This window comes from Rhodopila sp., from assembly GCF_035548235.1.
GTDB lineage: Bacteria > Pseudomonadota > Alphaproteobacteria > Acetobacterales > Acetobacteraceae > Rhodopila.
In genome coordinates, this window is the sequence record NZ_DASZTJ010000101.1 from 1 (window position 1) to 18,025 (window position 18,025).

17 protein-coding genes are annotated in these 18,025 nt (G+C 67.2%); 12 read left to right on the forward strand and 5 right to left on the reverse strand.

The annotated features are described in order from the left end of the window. From VHB27_RS08525 to VHB27_RS08535, 3 genes are all read right to left on the reverse strand, one after another. On the reverse strand, window positions 1-530 hold a 530-nt coding region (locus tag VHB27_RS08525), incomplete at its 3' end, for a hypothetical protein (protein WP_325599242.1). Between the two features lie 19 nt (window positions 531-549). After that, a complete protein-coding gene (locus VHB27_RS08530; protein ID WP_325599244.1) occupies window positions 550-1,836 on the reverse strand; it encodes a hydantoinase/carbamoylase family amidase in 1,287 nt (428 codons plus the stop codon). A 286-nt stretch (window positions 1,837-2,122) separates the two neighbouring features. Beyond that, on the reverse strand, window positions 2,123-2,875 hold the full coding sequence (locus VHB27_RS08535) for a cyclic nucleotide-binding domain-containing protein (RefSeq protein WP_325599246.1): 753 nt from the start codon (window positions 2,873-2,875) through the stop codon (window positions 2,123-2,125). Window positions 2,876-3,018: 143 nt separating this feature from the next. Between VHB27_RS08535 and VHB27_RS08540 the strand changes: the two genes are divergently transcribed. Then, complete coding sequence (locus VHB27_RS08540) at window positions 3,019-3,993, forward strand: NADPH:quinone oxidoreductase family protein (protein WP_325599248.1); 975 nt, start codon at window positions 3,019-3,021, stop codon at window positions 3,991-3,993. Between the two features lie 4 nt (window positions 3,994-3,997). On the opposite strand, the gene VHB27_RS08545 is transcribed toward VHB27_RS08540, so the two are convergent. Continuing rightward, on the reverse strand, window positions 3,998-4,747 hold the full coding sequence (locus tag VHB27_RS08545; RefSeq protein ID WP_325599250.1) for an SDR family NAD(P)-dependent oxidoreductase: 750 nt from the start codon (window positions 4,745-4,747) through the stop codon (window positions 3,998-4,000). Between the two features lie 173 nt (window positions 4,748-4,920). Between VHB27_RS08545 and VHB27_RS08550 the strand changes: the two genes are divergently transcribed. The 8 genes from VHB27_RS08550 to VHB27_RS08585 all read left to right on the forward strand — a co-directional run bounded on the left by VHB27_RS08550 (window position 4,921) and on the right by VHB27_RS08585 (window position 11,702). Then, on the forward strand, window positions 4,921-6,354 hold the full coding sequence (locus VHB27_RS08550; protein WP_325599252.1) for an aspartate ammonia-lyase: 1,434 nt from the start codon (window positions 4,921-4,923) through the stop codon (window positions 6,352-6,354). 231 nt (window positions 6,355-6,585) lie between these two features. Next, the gene (locus VHB27_RS08555; RefSeq protein ID WP_325599254.1) at window positions 6,586-6,894 is read left to right on the forward strand and encodes a hypothetical protein; all 309 of its coding nucleotides are present in this window, start codon (window positions 6,586-6,588) and stop codon (window positions 6,892-6,894) included. 234 nt (window positions 6,895-7,128) lie between these two features. Beyond that, window positions 7,129-7,806 (forward strand): outer membrane protein, encoded by a 678-nt coding sequence (locus tag VHB27_RS08560; protein WP_325599258.1) that lies wholly within the window; start codon window positions 7,129-7,131, stop codon window positions 7,804-7,806. 83 nt (window positions 7,807-7,889) lie between these two features. Next, complete coding sequence (locus tag VHB27_RS08565; RefSeq protein ID WP_325599260.1) at window positions 7,890-8,336, forward strand: Zn-ribbon domain-containing OB-fold protein; 447 nt, start codon at window positions 7,890-7,892, stop codon at window positions 8,334-8,336. A 5-nt stretch (window positions 8,337-8,341) separates the two neighbouring features. Next, on the forward strand, window positions 8,342-9,484 hold the full coding sequence (locus tag VHB27_RS08570) for a thiolase C-terminal domain-containing protein (RefSeq protein ID WP_325599262.1): 1,143 nt from the start codon (window positions 8,342-8,344) through the stop codon (window positions 9,482-9,484). A 166-nt stretch (window positions 9,485-9,650) separates the two neighbouring features. Then, window positions 9,651-10,841, forward strand: coding sequence for a CaiB/BaiF CoA transferase family protein (locus tag VHB27_RS08575; protein ID WP_325599264.1), 1,191 nt, complete (start codon window positions 9,651-9,653; stop codon window positions 10,839-10,841). Between the two features lie 34 nt (window positions 10,842-10,875). Further along, on the forward strand, window positions 10,876-11,241 hold the full coding sequence (locus VHB27_RS08580) for a hypothetical protein (RefSeq protein WP_325599266.1): 366 nt from the start codon (window positions 10,876-10,878) through the stop codon (window positions 11,239-11,241). Window positions 11,242-11,426: 185 nt separating this feature from the next. Further along, window positions 11,427-11,702: a BrnA antitoxin family protein gene (locus VHB27_RS08585; RefSeq protein WP_325599268.1), complete on the forward strand. Its 276-nt coding sequence runs from the start codon at window positions 11,427-11,429 to the stop codon at window positions 11,700-11,702. Window positions 11,703-11,767: 65 nt separating this feature from the next. Here VHB27_RS08585 and VHB27_RS08590 read toward each other — a convergent pair whose 3' ends face one another. Beyond that, window positions 11,768-12,817 (reverse strand): WD40/YVTN/BNR-like repeat-containing protein, encoded by a 1,050-nt coding sequence (locus VHB27_RS08590; RefSeq protein WP_325599270.1) that lies wholly within the window; start codon window positions 12,815-12,817, stop codon window positions 11,768-11,770. 130 nt (window positions 12,818-12,947) lie between these two features. Here VHB27_RS08590 and VHB27_RS08595 point away from each other — a divergent pair, with 130 nt between their 5' ends. From VHB27_RS08595 to VHB27_RS08605, 3 genes are read left to right on the forward strand one after another with little or no spacing between them, the layout of a single operon-like run. After that, complete coding sequence (locus VHB27_RS08595) at window positions 12,948-13,997, forward strand: Ldh family oxidoreductase (protein ID WP_325599272.1); 1,050 nt, start codon at window positions 12,948-12,950, stop codon at window positions 13,995-13,997. A gap of 1 nt (window position 13,998) precedes the next feature. Continuing rightward, complete coding sequence (locus VHB27_RS08600) at window positions 13,999-16,254, forward strand: xanthine dehydrogenase family protein molybdopterin-binding subunit (RefSeq protein ID WP_325599274.1); 2,256 nt, start codon at window positions 13,999-14,001, stop codon at window positions 16,252-16,254. Then, window positions 16,251-17,930 (forward strand): thiamine pyrophosphate-requiring protein, encoded by a 1,680-nt coding sequence (locus VHB27_RS08605; RefSeq protein WP_325599276.1) that lies wholly within the window; start codon window positions 16,251-16,253, stop codon window positions 17,928-17,930. Before VHB27_RS08600 ends, VHB27_RS08605 begins: the two co-directional genes overlap by 4 nt. Window positions 17,931-18,025: the final 95 nt, after the last annotated feature.

The window sequence follows — 18,025 nt, forward strand, 5'->3', positions numbered from 1 at the left end:
TGCTCCAGCGCTGCGAGTTGGTCGGTCCGGGCGGTGGCCTTCAAAAGGTTCATGAGGCCGAGAAGGCCTTGCAGAGGCGTGCGGATCTCCTCGCTGATATTGTCCAGCACTTCGCTCTTGATCCGTTCGGCTTCTTCGGCCCGGCTTGTCTCCGCCGCGAGGCGGTCCTGGATCAGCCGTGCGTAATCGATGAACAGCGCGGTGGCGATGATGGCGCCGATCGAGAGCACCCGGTTGCCGACCATGTCCGGCAGGTCGGGGCTGATGAAGGGAAGGAACGCGCCCAGGACGACGGCCAATATGGCGGTGCCGGCCAGGATCCAGGTGGCCCGGCGGGATCGGTAGAACACCGCCGTCCCGACCAGCGGCGTATAGAAGATGCCGAACGCGATCAGGTTGTCGCGCATGATGTCGAAGACGAACGCCAGCGCGCAGCCGACATAGATCAACGGGACCAGCCAGCGGGATGCGCGCGCCACGCCCGGCGGCAACATGGCACGCGCGGTGCGTGTGTCGAACTCGTTCACCATGGGTCGGCCATGATCGCGTTCAGGTCCATTCCTCTGCGACCCACTGCGCCATGACGACCGTCCCGTCCAGGAAATCATCGATCGTCATCGCCTCCCGAGGGTTATGGCTGCCATTGGCGTTGCGTACGAAGATCATGCCCATGGGAATCCCGGCCGCGGCGAAGGCCGCCGCATCGTGAGAGGCCGGACTGCCGATATGCAGAAACCGGATGCCTTGCGCCGCGGCCGCCGTCTCCAGCGCCGCCTTGACCCCGGGATCCACCGGTCCCACCGCCGCTCGCGCCGTCGGTCCCAGGTGGAACTGCACGCCCCGCTCCTGTTCGATCCGCTTGACGATGGCACCGACCTTGGCTTCGAGTTCCGCCAGCACGCCAGGATCATAGGCTCGAACGTCGAGGCTGAAATGGAACGCGCCCGGCACGATGGTCAGCCCGTGCGCAGCCGGATCGGTGTGGAAGCGGCCCAGCGTACAGGCCATCGGGATCCCGCGCGCGTCGTAGTCTGCCCAAAGCCCGTCCAACGCCATGGCGAAGGCCGCCCCGGCCATCGCGGCGTCGCGGCGGAACCGCCGGGGCAGGCCGACATGCTCGTGATCGCCCTCGATCCACGCATCGGTATAGCGGAAGTTGCCGGGGATACCGGTGCAGATCGCGACCGGCCGACCGGCCTCGACCAGGCTGGGCGCCTGTTCGATGTGGAGTTCCAGATAGGCGGCGATCCGTGCGGGGTCGAAATGCCGCTTGCGGTCGCGCAGCGCCGCGGGGTCGCCGCCGCACTCGGCGATATGCTCTGCCAGGGTCCGCCCGGTGTCGACGCGCCGCGCCTCCAGCGCGCCGTCCGGCAGCGTGCCCAGGCTGGACCGGCTGCCGACATAGGAAACCTGGAACCAGACGCTCTCCTCCGCGCGGATGCCCATCACCACGATGTCGCAGCGCGGCGCCAGGTCCAGCGATTGCAGCGCCCCCACGACCGCAAGGCCGGCGAGCACGCCCGCCGCGCCGTCATAGTTCCCGCCATGGGGCACGGAATCCAAATGCGAGCCGATCACCAGCACGGGCGCGGAACGGTCCCGGCCCGGCAAGGTCATATACAGGTTGGCGGCGGCGTCGTGGCCGATCTCCAGCCCCATGGCGGCGGCGAAGCGGGTGACGGTCGCATGGCCCCGCTGCTCACCGGGCCCGTAAGGATCGCGGGAGACGCCGGGATCGTCGCGGCCATCGGCGCGGAGTTGCTCGAACAGGGCATCCATCGCGTCGCGTTGGGCCCGAACGGCCTTGGCGATGGCTCCGTTGTCTCGTGCAACCATGCAAACCCCTTTTTCGATCCGGCGCGTGGGACGCACCGCCGCTGCGGCCGGAAATGCCGTGTTACGCCTTGAGAACTATACTGAAACCATGGCGACGGAAAGGCCAACGTAACATGTCGTGAATGGCCGAACAGCGCCCTGGCGATCATCCTGTGGCGCTGATGCGCGACTACGAGCGGTGGCAGCCTGCGCCACCCGCCGCGCCGTGTTCCGAACAATCTGCTCCGGGGCTAATGCGCGCATGCGCCGCCGTCACGGCGCGATGCCAAGCAGCGTGGCTTTGTCGCTAGGCCGGCACTTCCTCGATCGGCTCGTCCGGCTCCGAATACGCTCGCAGCTTGGCAATGTCGTGGAGGATCACCCTCGCGCCGTGGGTTTCGACGCCGAAGCTGCGCAGGGCGGCAAAGGCGCGGGACAGGTTCTCTTGCCGGCAGCCCAGGCGTGCGGCCAGCAGACGCTTGTCGAACGGCAGGCGCAGCGCGGTCGTGTTGCCCTGGGTCTGCTGCGACAGCTCCAGCAGGTAGCAACCCAGCCGCTGCGCCGTCGTCCTCAGCTTCAGATCGCACACCTGACGCACCAGCGCCCGGAACTCGGTCGCCTGCGCGCGCAGCAGGGCGGTGACCAGCGACGTTTCCTGCGCGACGAGCGCCATCAGCCCCGCCGTGTCGATGGCCAGCAACTCGCACGGCGTGATCGCCTGGGCGCTGAGTTGGCGCGGCAGCCCGGCCAGGACATTGGCGAGGCCCAGCGGGTCGCCGGTCCGGATGACCTCAACCACCGCCGTAGTGCCGTTCGGGGCCGTGCTGAAGCCCGACAACTGGCCTTCGATAATGATATAGAACGGATTGGACGGCTCACCTTGCCGGCAGACGATCGTGCCTTCCGGCACGTAGTGCAGCACGCTGATCTGCGCCAGCTTGTCCAGCACCGCCTGGCCGAGGTCGCGCAGCAACGGCACCGCACGCAGCGCAGTCAGCCGCTTCGCGAGGTCCGACGACTCGTCCTGTGCCGGCTTCCGGATACCCGTTGACGTGGACATGATCGTTGCCGCCTTTACCTTGCCGTGGTCTGCATCGATGTTTTATCCGGTTGAATTGACCTGAATCAAGTGCGTCGGGCCGGCCATGCGGCGCCCGATTCAAATTTGCAATAAGCTCACGGAAAGCCTTGGAGTCTCCGCTGATGAAAGCCATGGTTTGCGAACGGTTCGGAGGGACGGAGACCCTGGCCCTGCGCGACGTGCCGGACCCGTCTCCGCCCGGAGCCGACGAGATCCAGGTGCGACTCGGCGCGCGCGGCGTGCAATACGTCGACGTCCTGATGCTGGCGGGGAAATACCAGTTCCGACCGGAACCGCCGTTCATTCCGGGCAACGAGGCCGCGGGCCATGTCGTCGCACTGGGTGCGGACGTCACCGGCTTCGCCGTCGGCGACGCGGTGATGGTCCGACTGACGCTGGGCGCCTGCGCGGAGCTGGCGAACGCCAAGGCGGCGCTCTGCGATCGCGTGCCGTCGACCTTGTCGCTGGCACAGGCCGGCGTGTTCCGCGGCGCCTATGCCACGGCCTATCACGCCCTGCTGCAGCGCGGGCGGCTGGCGGCCGGAGAGACGGTGCTGGTCCACGGCGCGGCCGGCGGCATCGGCATCGCGGCGATCCAGGTGGCGAAGACGTTTGGCGCCACGGTGATCGCGACCGCCGGCAGTGCGGAAAAGCGCGCTGCCTGCCTGGAGGAAGGCGCGGACCACGCGATCGACTATCGCGCCGGCTTCACCGACCAGGTCAAGGCGCTCACCGGCGGCCGGGGCGTCGACATCGTCTACGATCCGATCGGCGACAAGGTGGCCGAGGAATCGCTGCGCTGCCTCGCCTGGGGCGGGCGGCTGCTGATCCTGGGCTTCCTGGGCGGCGGCCCGACGAACATCCGCAGCAACTACCTGCTGATCAAGGGGATCGACGCGGTCGGCGTGCGGATCGGCGGCCTGAACGAAGCCAACCCGGCGTTGGCGATCGCCAACACCAAGGCCCTCCTGGCACTGGCGGAACAGGGCAAGCTGCGCCCCCGGATATCCCACACCTTCCGGCTGGACCAGGCGGCCGAGGCGCTCCAGGCCGTGATCGACCGAACGGTGATCGGCAAGGCGGTGCTGGTGGGGTGAAGGGTCAGCCCATGTAGCTCCCGCCATTGATGTGGTACACCTGCCCCGTGATCCAGGCGGCAGCGTCCGAAGCGAGAAAGACCCCCAGCCCCGCGATATCTTCCGGCGTCCCCATCCGGCCCAGCGGCGTCGCGCGCGCCATGTCCTGGATTTCCTCTTCGGTGTTCCCGTAGCGCGGCTGCGCGGTATCGGTCAGTCCGGGCGCGATCGCGTTGACGCGGATGCGGTATTGCGCCAGCGCCAGCGCCATCGACCGGGTCAGCCCGACCACCCCGGCCTTGGTCGCGGAGTAATGCACCCCCAGCGGCGCCCCCGCCATCGAGCGGGAGGACAGGTTGATGATCGCGCCCTGGATGTTGCGCTCGATCATGGCCCAGGCGGCGGCCTGGGCACAGAAATTGGTGCCCTTGAGGTTGACCCCGATCACGAAGTCCCACTCGGCTTCCGACATTTCCAGGAACGGGACGCGCGGAAAGACGCCGGCGTTGTTCACCAGCACGTCCAGCCGGTCCTTCCAGGCCACGACCTGGTCGACCATGCCGCGCGCCTGATCGACCTTGCTGACATCGGCCGGAACCAGCAGTGCCTCGGCGCCCTGCGCGCGCACGGCGTCGGCGACCTGCTGCGCGGCAGCCTCATCGTCCAGCCAGTTGATCGCCACGTCGGCACCCGCCGCCGCGAACGCCACCGCCATCGCCGCGCCGATCCCCTGCTGTGCCCCCGTCACCAGCACAACGCGCCTGCTATCCGCCATCCGCCTCGCCTCCGTTGAGAACGGGGGACGCTAGGCGCGCCGGCTTCGCGCCCGCAAGAGGCCGACGGTTGCATGTGCCGCGAATGTCAGGACGCTGGCAAATAAGCGGGTGCCGCTGCACGATGCGCGACCAGGGTCCGGGGCAACGGACCGCAAGGCGGTGGAGGCTTCTGATGACGACGCAGCCGGGAACGCGGCGGGAGCATGACCTGCTGGGCGAGGACGATGTTCCAGCCTCGGTCTATTGGGGAATCCACACCCAGCGGGCGGTACGGAACTTCCCGATCACCGGCGTCCCGGTCGGGCACTTCCCGCAACTGGTCCGGGCGCTGGCGCTGGTGAAGCTGGCCGCGGCGCGGGCGAACCGGCGGCTGGGCGACCTCGATCCCGTCAAGGCCGACGCGATCGAGCGGGCCTGCCTGCTGATCGCCGAGGACGGGCGGTTCCGCGACCAGTTCGTGGTCGACGCGGTCCAGGGCGGCGCCGGCACCTCGACCAACATGAACGCCAACGAGGTGATCGCGAACGTCGCGCTGGAACTGATGGGCGAGCCGCGCGGGACTTACACGAAGCTGCACCCGAACGACGACGTGAACATGGCGCAATCGACCAACGACGCCTATCCGACGGCGCTGCGCCTGGCGGTGATCTTCGCCAGCGAACCGTTGGGCCAGGCGCTGGACGACCTGGCGTTCGCGTTCAAGGCCAAGGGCGTCGAGTTCGCCGACGTGCTGAAGATGGGCCGCACGCAGTTGCAGGACGCGGTGCCGATGACCGTCGGCCAGGAATTCGACGCCTTCCACGTCACGCTGAAAGAGGATGTCGCCCGGCTGCGCGAGATCGTCGGCCTGTTCCGCGAGATCAGCCTGGGCGCCACCGCGATCGGCACCGGCATCAATGCCGATCCCCGCTACTCCAGCCTGGTGGTGGAAGAACTTGCGCGCGCGTCCCGCATCTCCCTGGTCCCCGCGACGAACCTGATCGAGGCGACGTCGGACATGGGGGCGTTCGTCCTGTTCATGGGACTGCTGAAACGGACGGCGATGAAGCTGTCGAAGATCAGCAACGACCTGCGGCTGCTGTCGTCCGGTCCGCGGACCGGCATCGGGGAGCTGAAGCTGCCGCCGGTGCAGGCCGGGTCGTCGATCATGCCGGGCAAGGTGAATCCGGTGATCCCCGAGGTGGTCAACCAGGTCGCCTTCCTGGTGATGGGCCACGACATCACGGTGACGCTGTGCGCCGAAGGCGGACAGTTGCAGTTGAACGCGTTCGAGCCGACGATCGGCTATTGCGTCCTGAACGCGCTGCGCATGTTGACGGCGGCGGTGGAGACGCTGCGGGTACGCTGCATCGAGGGGATCGAAGTCGACCGCGAACGCTGCGAGAGCCTGGTGCGCGGCAGCATCGGCCTCGTCACCGCCCTGGTCCCCGCGCTCGGCTACGAGAACGCCTCCCGCGTCGCGCGGCGAGCCCTGGCCGAGAAGCGGACCGTGGCGGAAGTGGTGCTGGATGAGGGACTGCTGACGCCGGTGCAGTTGGACGAATTGCTGCAGTTGGAGGCGATGACACGGCCTCACCGCGCGAAGGTGGTCATGGCGCGGCCCTGATTCGGCGATCACGGCGGGGGCAGCCGCCGCCGCAATTCGATAAATGACAAAATACGACGCTGCATCGTGTCGAATTCGAGTCATCCTCCCGGATTTAACTAAAAAATGAGTATTGTGAGATATGATATCTAATTTTTCGTTCACAATTTATGTGATGTGTACATTCCAATCGCCCAATTCTGTCGGTTGTGTTACTAAACAAATCGTCACGTGTTTCGAGGTTACGGTTCGATGTGGGCTTTGGTCGTATTCCCGATCATCATCGCTACGATGATCGTTGTGCCTCTTTCGTCGGACGGGGGGCACGGCGGCCGGTACGACCCCGGTACTTACGGCTCCAGCCCCTATAGCTCCGGCCCCGGGTCACCGCAGACGTTCACCCCGCCCCCACAAATCGCCTACAACGCACCTCCGCCGTCGCAGACGAATTCCGGCCATCCGGCGCCGGCGCCGCTGCTGGCGGCCGGGATACCGGCCTTCGGACTCCTGGGCGGAGGCACGGCCCTCCACTGGCTGCGCAAGGTCCGGCGCAAGGCCTGACGCCGCGGGCAGCCCGTTGCCTGGGGGTGCCTTCGATCCTTCCTGTCATGGCCTGCCGAAATCGCCCGGACGGCTTGCAAAAAATTAATGATCGGTCATCGGCGAGGCCTTCGCGGCCTCGCCCCTCCGGTATCCTCGCAAAAACCGCAGGAGCCACGCGAAAGCATTCGATTGCTACGCTTGACGACAAATGTAACCGCTTCGATAAGGGTACCATAACGATCAGGTATCATCATGCGTTTTACTTTGGCGGCAATGACCGCCGCGACAGGCATTGTCGCGGCGGCAGGACAGGCTCATGCCCAATCGGGGTGGTATATCAGCGGCAGCGCGGGTGCGTTGTTCACCACGGACACGACCGCACCCGGTACGATCTACAGCAGCTCGGGCCTTCACGCGTCCGACACGACGACATCCAGCTATAATCCCGGCTTCACCCTCGGGGCCGCGATCGGCCACCGCCTTCCGCTGGGTTTCCGTGCGGAGCTGGAATTGGGCTATCTGCACAATTCGCTCGACACCCGGACCCTGCACACCGCGGGAACCGTCTTCTCCGCCCTGAACGGAACGAAACTGACGTCGCCCGACGGGGGTGATCGCAATCGTTTCACGGTAACGGCAAACCTGTTCTATGATCTTCCGGTCAGTTTTGCCGGCGTCACGCCGTATGTCGGGGCTGGTGTCGGATATTACCATCTCGACGTCGGCGACGCGCATTTCGCCACGCCGATCCTGTTCACGGCCAAGGGCTACGACACCTCCAACGCCGTGATCCTGGCCGAAGTCGGCGTGACGGCCGCCATCGCGCCCGGGCTTTCGGTCGTGCCCGCCTATCGCTACGAGCACTATTTCGGATCGGAGGCCGACGAGGACTCCCACCAGATCAAGATCGGACTTCGCTACGACTTCTGACCCGAATTCGTGCCGCCTGCATCGCTTGCCGCCTCCCCGGTCCCGGCATAACGTGACCCGGAGGTTCATGGAGGAAGCAACCGATGGCAACGCCCCCCGCGCCCGCCGTTCCGTCCGCCGGGCGCGCCCTGCCGCAGCCGACGCCGGAGACGCAGCATTTCTGGGACGGCGCCAAGGCTGAAAAGCTGCTGCTGCAGCGCTGCGACGATTGCGGCAAGGTCTACTTTCCGCCACGGCCGTTCTGTCCCGCCTGCGCCTCCCGCAGCGTCGCCGTGATCGAGGCCTCGGGCAAGGCCAAGCTTTATAGTTACGTCATCCACCATCGTCCGGTGCCGGGCTTCACCCCGCCCTATGCGATCGCCGTCGTGGAGCTGGCGGAAGGGCCGCGCATGATGACCAACATCGTCGGCTGCCCGCAGACGCCCGAGGCGCTGGTGCTGGACATGGAGCTGGAGGTGGTGTTCGAGCCGCAGACCGACGCCATCACCCTGCCCTTCTTCCGTCCCGCTTCTTCCCTGGCGAAAGGCTGACCGCGATGCCGCACAACACCGTGGCCGTCGTCGGAGCGGCTGAAACGACCGACCTGGGCGTGATCACCAACCTGTCGCAGATCGGCCTGCACGCCGACGCGGCGGTGAACGCGATGAAGGATTGCGGGCTGAAGCCAAAGGACATCGACGGCATCGCCTGCGCCAACGAAACGCCGGTGCAGTTGGCGCAATATTTGGGCATCACGCCGACCTGGATCGACGGGACCGCGGTCGGCGGCTGCAGCTTCATGATCCATGTCCGCCATGCCGCGGCGGCGATCGAGGCCGGGCTCGCCAAGACCATCCTGATCACCCATGGCGAGAGCGGGAAATCCCGCATCGGCAATCCGCCGCGCCCGGTGCATCCCCAATCGCTGAACGGCCAGTTCGAACAGCCTTTCGGCCCGATGGGCCCGCCGTCGCTGTTCACCATCCCGGTGCTGCGCTACATGAAGACCTACGGCGTGACGGTCGAGCAGATCGCCCAGGTCTGCGTCGTGCAGCGCGAATGGGCGGGGAAGAACCCGCGCGCGACGTTCCGCAATCCGATCACCACCGACGACGTGCTGAACAGCCGGATGATCGCCTATCCGTTCCGGCTGCTGATGTGCTGCCTGGTGACCGACGGCGGCGGCGCGCTGATCCTGACCTCGGCGGAACGGGCCAAGGATTTCCCGACCAAGCCGGTCTATATCCTGGGCACGGGCGAGAGTGCGGAGACCCCTCTGGTGTCGCAGATGGAGGACTTCACGACCAGCCGCGCATTCAGGGTCGCCGGGCCGACGGCATTCAAGGAGGCGGGGATCACCCACAAGGACGTCGATCACCTGATGATCTACGACGCCTTCGCGCATCTGCCGATCTATGGGCTGGAGGATCTGGGCTTCCTGCCGCGCGGCGAAGCTGCCGCGTTCATCGCCGCGCGCAACACGGCGCCGGGCGGATCGCTGCCGCTGAACACCAATGGCGGCGGGCTGTCGTATATGCATTCGGGCATGTACGGGATGTACGCCTTGCAGGAAAGCGTGAGGCAGATGCGGGGGATCGCGCCGGCGCAGGTGAAGGGCGCGAAGATCTCGGTCTGCCACGGCGTCGGCGGCATGTTCGCCGCGTCGGGCACGATCATCTTCAGCAACCAGGCGCCTTGATGGGCGCCGAATCTACCCTCGTCCCAAGGCGAGGGAGCGGGCCGAGCGCCTCCACCCTGTCATGGCCGGCCTTGTGCCGGCCAGCCACGCCTTGCGATGCCGGTAAAGCTGGGAATGGCTGGCCCCTGCCAGGCGTGGATGCACAGTCTCCGGTCAGGCCAGCCCCATGACCCTCTTCGCCGGCCTGAAAGTCATCGACTGCGCCAGTTGGATCGCCGGCCCCTGCGCCGCCACGATCCTGTCCGACTTCGGCGCCGACGTCATCAAGATCGAGCCGCCCGGCGCGGGCGATCCCTGGCGGGCCGTCCAGGCCATCCCCGGCCTGAGCGGCGACTATTACTGGCAGCTCACGTCCCGCAACAAGCGCAGCCTGGCGCTGGACCTGAAGCAGCGCGAAGGCCAGGCCGTGCTGCACCGGCTCTGCACCCAGGCGGATGTTTTCATCACCAACTTCCCGATCCCGGTCCGCGACCGCCTGCGCATGGCGCCCGCCGACCTGCTGCCGCTGAATCCGCGGCTGATCTATGCCTCGTTCACCGCCTATGGCGAAGCGGGTGAGGAAGCCGCCAAGACCGGTTTCGACTCCACCGCCTATTGGGCCCGTACCGGCCTGATGGACATGGTCCGCGCGGATGCGGAGACGACGCCGCAGCGTTCGATGCCCGGCATGGGCGACCATCCCAGCGGCACCGCGCTCTATGCCGCCATCGTCTCGGCCCTGTATCGCCGCGAGAAAACCGGCCAGGGCGGCGTCGTGAAGACGTCGCTGCTGCAGAACGGCCTGTGGGCCAACGCCTGCGCCGTGCAGGTGCGGCTGTTCGGGACGCCCGTGCCGCTGCGTCCCCGGCGCGAGGACGCGCCGAACGCGCTGGCGAACCATTACCGCTCCCGCGACGGCCGTTGGTTCATCATGGCGCTGTTCAACGAGCAGCGGCAGTTGAAGTCGTTTCTTGACGCGATCGGCCGCCACGACCTGTCCGACGATCCCCGCTTCGCGACCCCCGCCGCCCGGAAGGAGAATGCCCGAGCGCTGGTCCGCGTCCTGGACGAGGTGTTCGCTACTCGCGACCTGGCCGAATGGCGCACCATCCTGGATGGGGTGGGCGTGACCTTCGGCATCGTCGGCACGGTGGAGGAAGCCGCCACCGACCGGCAGATGCGCGACTGCGGCGCCCTGGTCCCCTTTGCCGATGGCGCGCAGGAGACGGTCAGCAGCCCCTTCCACATCGACGGCGTCGACAAGGTCGCGCCCCAGCGCGCCCCGGCGCTCGGACAGCATAGCGCGGCGCTGCTGGCCGAGGCTGGCTACACGCCGGCAGACATCGAGCATCTGCGCGGCCTGGGCGTGGTGGCCTGATGGGCGTGGTGGCCTGATGGGCGTGGTGGCCTGATTGGCCTCGGCCGCGACCTGGGTCATCACGCTGGCGGTCATCGCCGGCACGCTGCTGGCCTTCTGGCACCTGCGCGCGGCAGAGGGCATCCGGCGACCGCCCGCGTGGGCCGGCATGGCGCACGGCCTGGCCGGCGCCGTCGGCCTGGGACTGCTGCTGCTGGCGCTGCGGGGGCCGGCGCGCGGCGCGGCAGAGGGAACCGGCTCCTTCGGCCGGATCGCCGCCTGGTTGTTCGGAGGCGCACTGGCCGTCGGCCTGGCAGTCTGGGCGCGGCGGCGTCGGGGGCCGATGCTGACGGTCCTGCTGCACACGGCGCTGGCGGTGACCGGGTGGGTGGTGCTGCTGGCGTGGGCGGTGCTGGGCTAAGGCCCTTCCCCGTCTCCAAAATCTGTATCTACATATTTGTCCATATATCGTGTGACGGTGGCATGCCTTCGGCATGGCGGGTGGTATCGGGCTGATCCTGGTGATGCATACCTATCCCACGGAAGAGCGCATCCGCATCGTCAGTGCGCGGAAGGCGACCGGAACGGAACGCAGGGCATACGAAGATGGCGCCCCTTGAGACCCAGCGGCAACGGCTGCGAAAGCCGGCCGAAATGCCCGACGAGGCAATCGACACAACAGACGTTCCGGAAGTGTCCGGCTGGTCCGGCGCCGTTCGCCGCGGCCTGTATCGTCCCCGGAAGGAGGCGATCACGATCCGGCTGGATGCGGATGTGCTTGCCTGGTTTCGCAGTCACACGCAGGACGGCAAGGGCTACCAGAGCGAAATCAACCGCGTCCTGCGAAAGCACGTCGCCGAAACGGAAAAACAACGGGCGTAAAGAGGACCAGGCAGGACCCGGCCCCCATGTGCTTCCGGCCCCGTCTGCTTCGGGCCCGCCCGCTTCTACCCGACCGCCAACGAATAGATATCCTTCACCCCCGCCGGCAGCGGCAGCGATTGCCAGGTGTCGCCGCCATCCTCGGTGCCGAACACCTCCCCGTCGTAGCGGGCGCCCAGATAGACCTGCTTGGGATCTTTCGGATGCAGCGTGACGGACATGATGGTCCCGTGCACCTGCACCTTGTCGAAGCGCCTCCAGCTCTGTCCCTTGTCGGTGCTGCGGTACAGCCCGCCATCCTTGCTCGCCGCCGCGACGCTCAGCGCCGCGTAGAGCGTGTCGCCGTCCTGCGGCGATACCTTGATGTCGCGGCCATATGTCGTCGGGGCGAACCGGCCGACTTCCATGTCCTGCCACGTCGCGCCGGCGTCGGACGTCTCGAACAGGCCCATCCGGACCGCGACGATGACCTTGTCGGGATCGGAGGGGCTGATGGCGATGGCGTGGCCGTCGAGCATGCCCTCGTTATAGGTGTTGCTGACGATCTTGCTCTTCAGATGCGGCATCTCCGCCAGGCGCAGCAGGTCGGTGCTGCAATCCGTCCAGTGTTCGCCGCCGTCATCGGTGCGCATCACGCCGTTGACCTCCAGCGCCGCGAAGATCGTGCCCGGCTTCTTGGGGTGCTGCGCCATCCGCATGACGCGGCAGGCGAACGGCATCACCGCGCGGTCGGGCATGCCCGGATCGGGCAGGCGCCGCCACGTTTCGCCCATGTCCTCGCTGCGGTAGACCGCGATCGGCGACCCGCCGGCATAGATCAGCCTGGGATCCTGCGCATCGACCAGGAACGACCAGACCTGCATCCCCTTGTCGGGGAAATCGGTGCGATGGAACGACTTGCCGCGATCGGTGCTGCGATACACCCCGTCCGAGGTACCCGCGAGCACGACGTTCGGATCGGTCGGATGCACGTTGACGGCGAAGCTCTCGACGTCCTGCACCACATGGTCCCACCGGTCCGACCCCGCCTGCCGCGCGAACACGCCCACCGTCCCTTTCTGGTCCGCTCGGCCCACATAGCCGGCGACACCGGCGTAGAGATTCGACGTTGCCATGACTTTCCTCCTGCCCTGTCTCCGGACGCTACGCCGAATCCGGCGTTCTGGCCAACTGCCGGGGGCTGGGTTAGCCTCGGCCCGAGGGAACCCCAAAGTAGACCCCCGAAGGCAGACTAAGGAGAAGCCGATGCCCGTCGTGTCAGCCGAAAAACTCATGGAGATCGCCGAAAGCCTGCTGGTCGCGGCCGGCGCATCAGCCGAGGAGGCGAAAGTCATCGCCAAATACAATATCGGCGCGAACCTGGTGGGCCATGACAGCCACGGGATCATCCTGATCCCCACCTATATCGACCGCATCAAGGTCGGCCATATCGTGCCCCAGGCGCCCTGGACCGTCACGCAGGAGACCGACACCACCACCGTCGTCGACGGCAACTGGGGCTTCGGCTACTACGTCAGCGACCGCGCGATGCGCTACACGATCGAGAAGGCGAAGAAGCAGAACGTCGCCGCCTGCACCGTGTTCCGCCAGAGCCATATCGGGCGCCTCGCCAGCTACCCGCTGCTGGCCGCGGCCGAAGGCATGATCGCCATGATCACCGCGGACTCCGGCCGCAGCCCCAAGCACGTCGCACCGTTCGGCGGCGCCAAGGCGCGGCTGGGCACCAACCCGATCTGCTTCGCCGTGCCGTCCAACCTGGAAGGCCCGTTGGTGTTCGACATGGCGACCTCGGCCGCCGCCGCCGGCAAGATCAACGTCGCCACCGCCCGCGGCGAGCAGGTGCCGTCCGGCTGGTTGATCGATTCCGAGGGTCGGCCGTCGACCGACCCGAAAGTGCTGAAATCCGGCGGCGCGCTGCTGCCGCTGGGCGGGTCGGAAGGCTACAAGGGCACCGGCCTCGCTGCGATCGTGGAGATCTTCTCCGGCCTGCTGACCGGCCTCGGTTTCGGCATCGAACCGACCGGGCGGCATAATGACGGCTGCTTCATGGCGGTGTTCAAGGTCTCGGCCTTCCGCGACCTGCACACGTTCAAGCAGGAGGTGACGGATTTCGCCAACTACCTGAAAGCGACGCCGCCGGCGCAAGGCTTCAAGGAAGTATTCTATCCGGGCGAGGTCGAGTTCCGGAAGGAAAAGGACCGCCGCGCCAACGGCATCCCGGTGGAAGACGCGACATGGGCCAAGCTGAAGGACCTCGCCGACGGCTTCGGCCTGACCGCCAAGCTCGGTTTCTGACTTGGGGCTGATCGGGCAGCCCCTGCGGCGGCTGGAGGACGCCCGGTTCCTCACCGGACACGGGACGTATGTCGAGGACGTGAACCTCCCAGGCCAGGCCTGGGGGGTCTTCATCCGGTCGCCGCACGCGCACGCCACGATCGATGCGATCGATACGACCGGGGCGACCGCGATTCCGGGCGTGGTCGGTATCTACACCTATCCCGACATCGCCGGCCTGGGCCACCTGCCCTGCGCGACTTCGGTCGCGACCGATGCGCCGATGCATGTGCCGCCGCGGCCGGCGCTGGCAAACGGACGGGTGCGCCACGTCGGCGACCCGGTCGCCTTCATCATCGCCGAAACCCCGCAAGCCGCTCGGAATGCTTCCGAAATGATCTTGGTCAGCTACACGGCGCTTCCCTGCGTCGTGGATGCTGTCTCGGCCCTGGCGGCGGACGCGCCTGCGATCTGGGACTTCGGCAACGAATCCTACCGCTTCCGCAAGGGCGATGCGGAGGCGGTGCGGGACGCCTTCGCCGCCGCGGCACATGTCGTCGCGGTCGACATCGTCAACAACCGCCTGGTCATCGCGCCGCTGGAAAACCGCGCGGCGATCGGGTCATGGAATGACGGACGGTATGAGCTGGCGGTGTCGGCCGCCAGCGTCCATGCCATCCGCGACCAGCTCGCCGATTCGATCTTCGGTTGCCCGCGCGACGACGTGCGGGTCTGGGCGCCCGATGTCGGCGGCGGCTTCGGGATCAAAAACTGCCTCTATCCCGAGTACGTCATGCTGCTCTGGGCCGCCCGCGCGCTGGGTCGCCCGGTCAAATGGATCGAGGACCGCACCGAAGACTTCCTCGCCGCCGCCCAAGGCCGCGACAACATCACCCATGCACGGCTGGCGCTCGATGCGAACGGGACGTTCCTGGGGTTGGATGTGGAGACCAAGGCCGGCCTCGGCGCCTATATGTCCGGCGGCGGCCCCGGCAGTTCCACCAACGCGCCGGCCGCGGCAATGGGGGGCGGCTACGTCATCCCGGCCATCCACATGGACGTGCGCGCAGCGTTCACCAACCAGGCGCCGATCGACGCCTATCGCGGCGCCGGCAAGCCCGAGGCGAATTACATCATCGAACGCCTGATCGACGCCGCTGCCGCACAATGTGGTTTCGACCGGATCGAGCTGCGCCGGCGCAACCTGATCGGGACCTTCCCGTATCGCAAGGCGCTGGGCACGCTGGTCGATTGCGGCCGCTTCGCGCTGAACATCGACGACGTGCTGGCGCAGGCCGATGCCGCCGGCTTCGCCGCCCGTCGCGCGGCATCGGAAGCGCGCGGCCTGCTTCGTGGGCTGGGGCTGGCCTGCTTCCTGGAAACCGCCCGCGGCGCGCCGAACGAAGGCGCGGAGATCAAGTTCCATCCCGGCGGCACGATCTCGCTCCATCTCGGCACGCAGAGCAACGGGATGGGACACGAAACCAGCTACAAGCAGATCGCCGCCGACCTGTTTGGCCTGCCGCTGGAAACGTTCACCTATGTCCAGGCGGACACGGCGACGGTCCGCGAAGGCAACGGCCATGGCGGCGCGCGCTCCATGCACCAAGGCGGATCGGCCCTGCACAAAGCCGCAACGACGGTGCTGGAGAAGGCCCGTCCCATCGCCGCCACTTTGTTGCAGGCGCAACCGGATGAGCTGGCCTATGCCGACGGCGTCTTCTCCTGCGACGGTCGTTCGGTCGACCTGCTGGCGGTGGCGAAGGAAGCCTCGCTGGATACCTATGTCTGGAACCTGCTCGACATCATCACCATCCCCAATGGCTGCCACATCGCGGAGGTGGAGGTCGACCCCGAGACCGGCCTGGTGATGCTCGTCCGCTATTCCGCCGTGGACGATTACGGCACGCTGATCAACCCGCTGCTGACCCAGGGGCAGGTGCAAGGGGGCCTGGCCCAGGGCATCGGGCAGGCGCTGACGGAACAGACGGTCTATGACCCGGTGTCGGGGCAGATGCTGACGGCATCGTTCATGGATTACCAGGTTCCCCGGGCCATCGACCTGCCGGACCTGGACGTGACGCTGACCGGGGTGCCGACCGCCGGCAATCCGCTGGGGGTCAAAGGCGCCGGGCAGGCCGGTGCCATCGGCGCGCCCCCCACCATCGTCAGCGCGGTGCTGGACGCGCTGCGCCCGCTGGGCGTCACCCATATCGACATGCCCGCGACCCCCGAACGCGTGTGGCGGGCGATCGAAAGCGCGAGGAGCCGACCATGAGCCGCATCGCCGCCGAATATTACCTGGAAGCCCTGGCCGAACACGGGATCGAATACCTGTTCGCCAATCCAGGCACCGACTTCGCCCCCATCGTGGAGGCCTATGCCCGGATCAACCGCACCAACACCCGGCTGCCGCGGCCACTGGTGGTACCGCATGAAAACGCCGCCGTCGCCATGGCGCATGGCTATACGGTGTCGACCGGCCGGCCGCAGGCGGTGATGCTGCACACCAATGTCGGGACGGCGAATGCGATCAACATGCTGATCAACGCCTCACGCGACCGGGTGCCCATGCTGCTGACCAGCGGCCGCACGCCGTTCACCGAGACCGGCGCCGAAGGCTCGCGCAGCGTGCATATCCACTGGTCGCAGGAAATGTTCGACCAGGCCGGCATGCTGCGCGAGGTCGTCAAATGGGACTATGAGATGAAGCGCGGCGACCAGGCCGCCACCACGGTGGATCGCGCGATGGAGATCGCGATGATGTCCCCGCAGGGTCCCGTCTACTTGAGCCTGCCACGCGAGGTACTGGGCGAAAGGCTGAGCACGCCGGCGGAATCCGCCCTCGGCCACAGGGCGAGGCCGAAGCCGCCGGTGGCGCCGGCGGAGGATGTCGAGACGCTGGCCAACTGGATCGCGGCGGCGAAGCAGCCCTTGATCATCACGGGACATCTCGGGCGCGATCCGCGCGACGCCGTCGTGCTGGCGCGTCTGGCGGAGCGGTACGCGCTGCCGGTGGTTCCCTATCAGACGCGCTACTTTGCCATTGGCGGCGATCATCCGATGTTCTTCGGTGGCGCGCCCGGCCCGCTGCTGCAGCATGCCGACCTGGTGATCGTGTTCGACACCGACGTGCCGTGGTTGCCGTCGAAACAATCTCCGCCTGCGGGCGCCCGCGTCGTCCAGATCGGCGAAGACCCCCTCTTCGCCAGGTTGCCGATGCGCAGCTTCCCCTCCGACCTGACGATCCGAGCGACGTGCCTCTCGGTGCTGGAGGGGCTGGAGAAGGCGTTGGAGGGACGCGCGATGCCGCACCTGGCAGGGCGCCGGGCCGCGCTGGCCGAAGAGTCCCGGGCGCTGCACGCCAAGTGGGCGACGGAGGCGGAGGCCGCCGGCAAGACCGAGACGATCACCCTGCCCTGGCTGAACCGCTGCCTGCGCGACGTGATCGACTCCGATACGAAGATGGTCAGCGAATACTCGTTCCTGCAGGAATACTGCCCGCTGCCTGGCCCGGGCAGCCTGTACGCGGTGTCGTTGGCGGGGGGTCTGGGCTGGGGATTGGGGGCGTCGCTGGGGATCAAGCTGGCGCACCCGGACAGCCTGGTGGTCTCGGTGCTGGGGGACGGGGCGTACATGTTCGCCAACCCGACGGCCTGCCATGCGACAGCCCAGGCGCAGAACCTGCCGACGCTGACCGTGATCTACAACAACGCACTGTACAACGCGGTGCGACGGGCGACGCTGGACATGTATGCGCACGGCGCGGCGGCCGAAGCGGATGGGCGGTTCATGGCGGAGTTGCCGACGCCGGCATTCGAGAAACTGATGGCGGCGCATGACGGGTACGGGGAACGGGTCGACCGGCCCGCCGACCTGCCCGCGGCGCTGGAACGGGCAACGGTGGCCGTCCGGGCCGGACGGCAAGCGGTGGTGAACGTCATATGTCGGTAGTCACCGAACGTCGTATGTCGGCCGGCACCGAAGTATCGAGGGCTTGCCCCGCCGCACCGACCCGGTCCATGCTTTCGGCAACCAGTCTGGGCGGA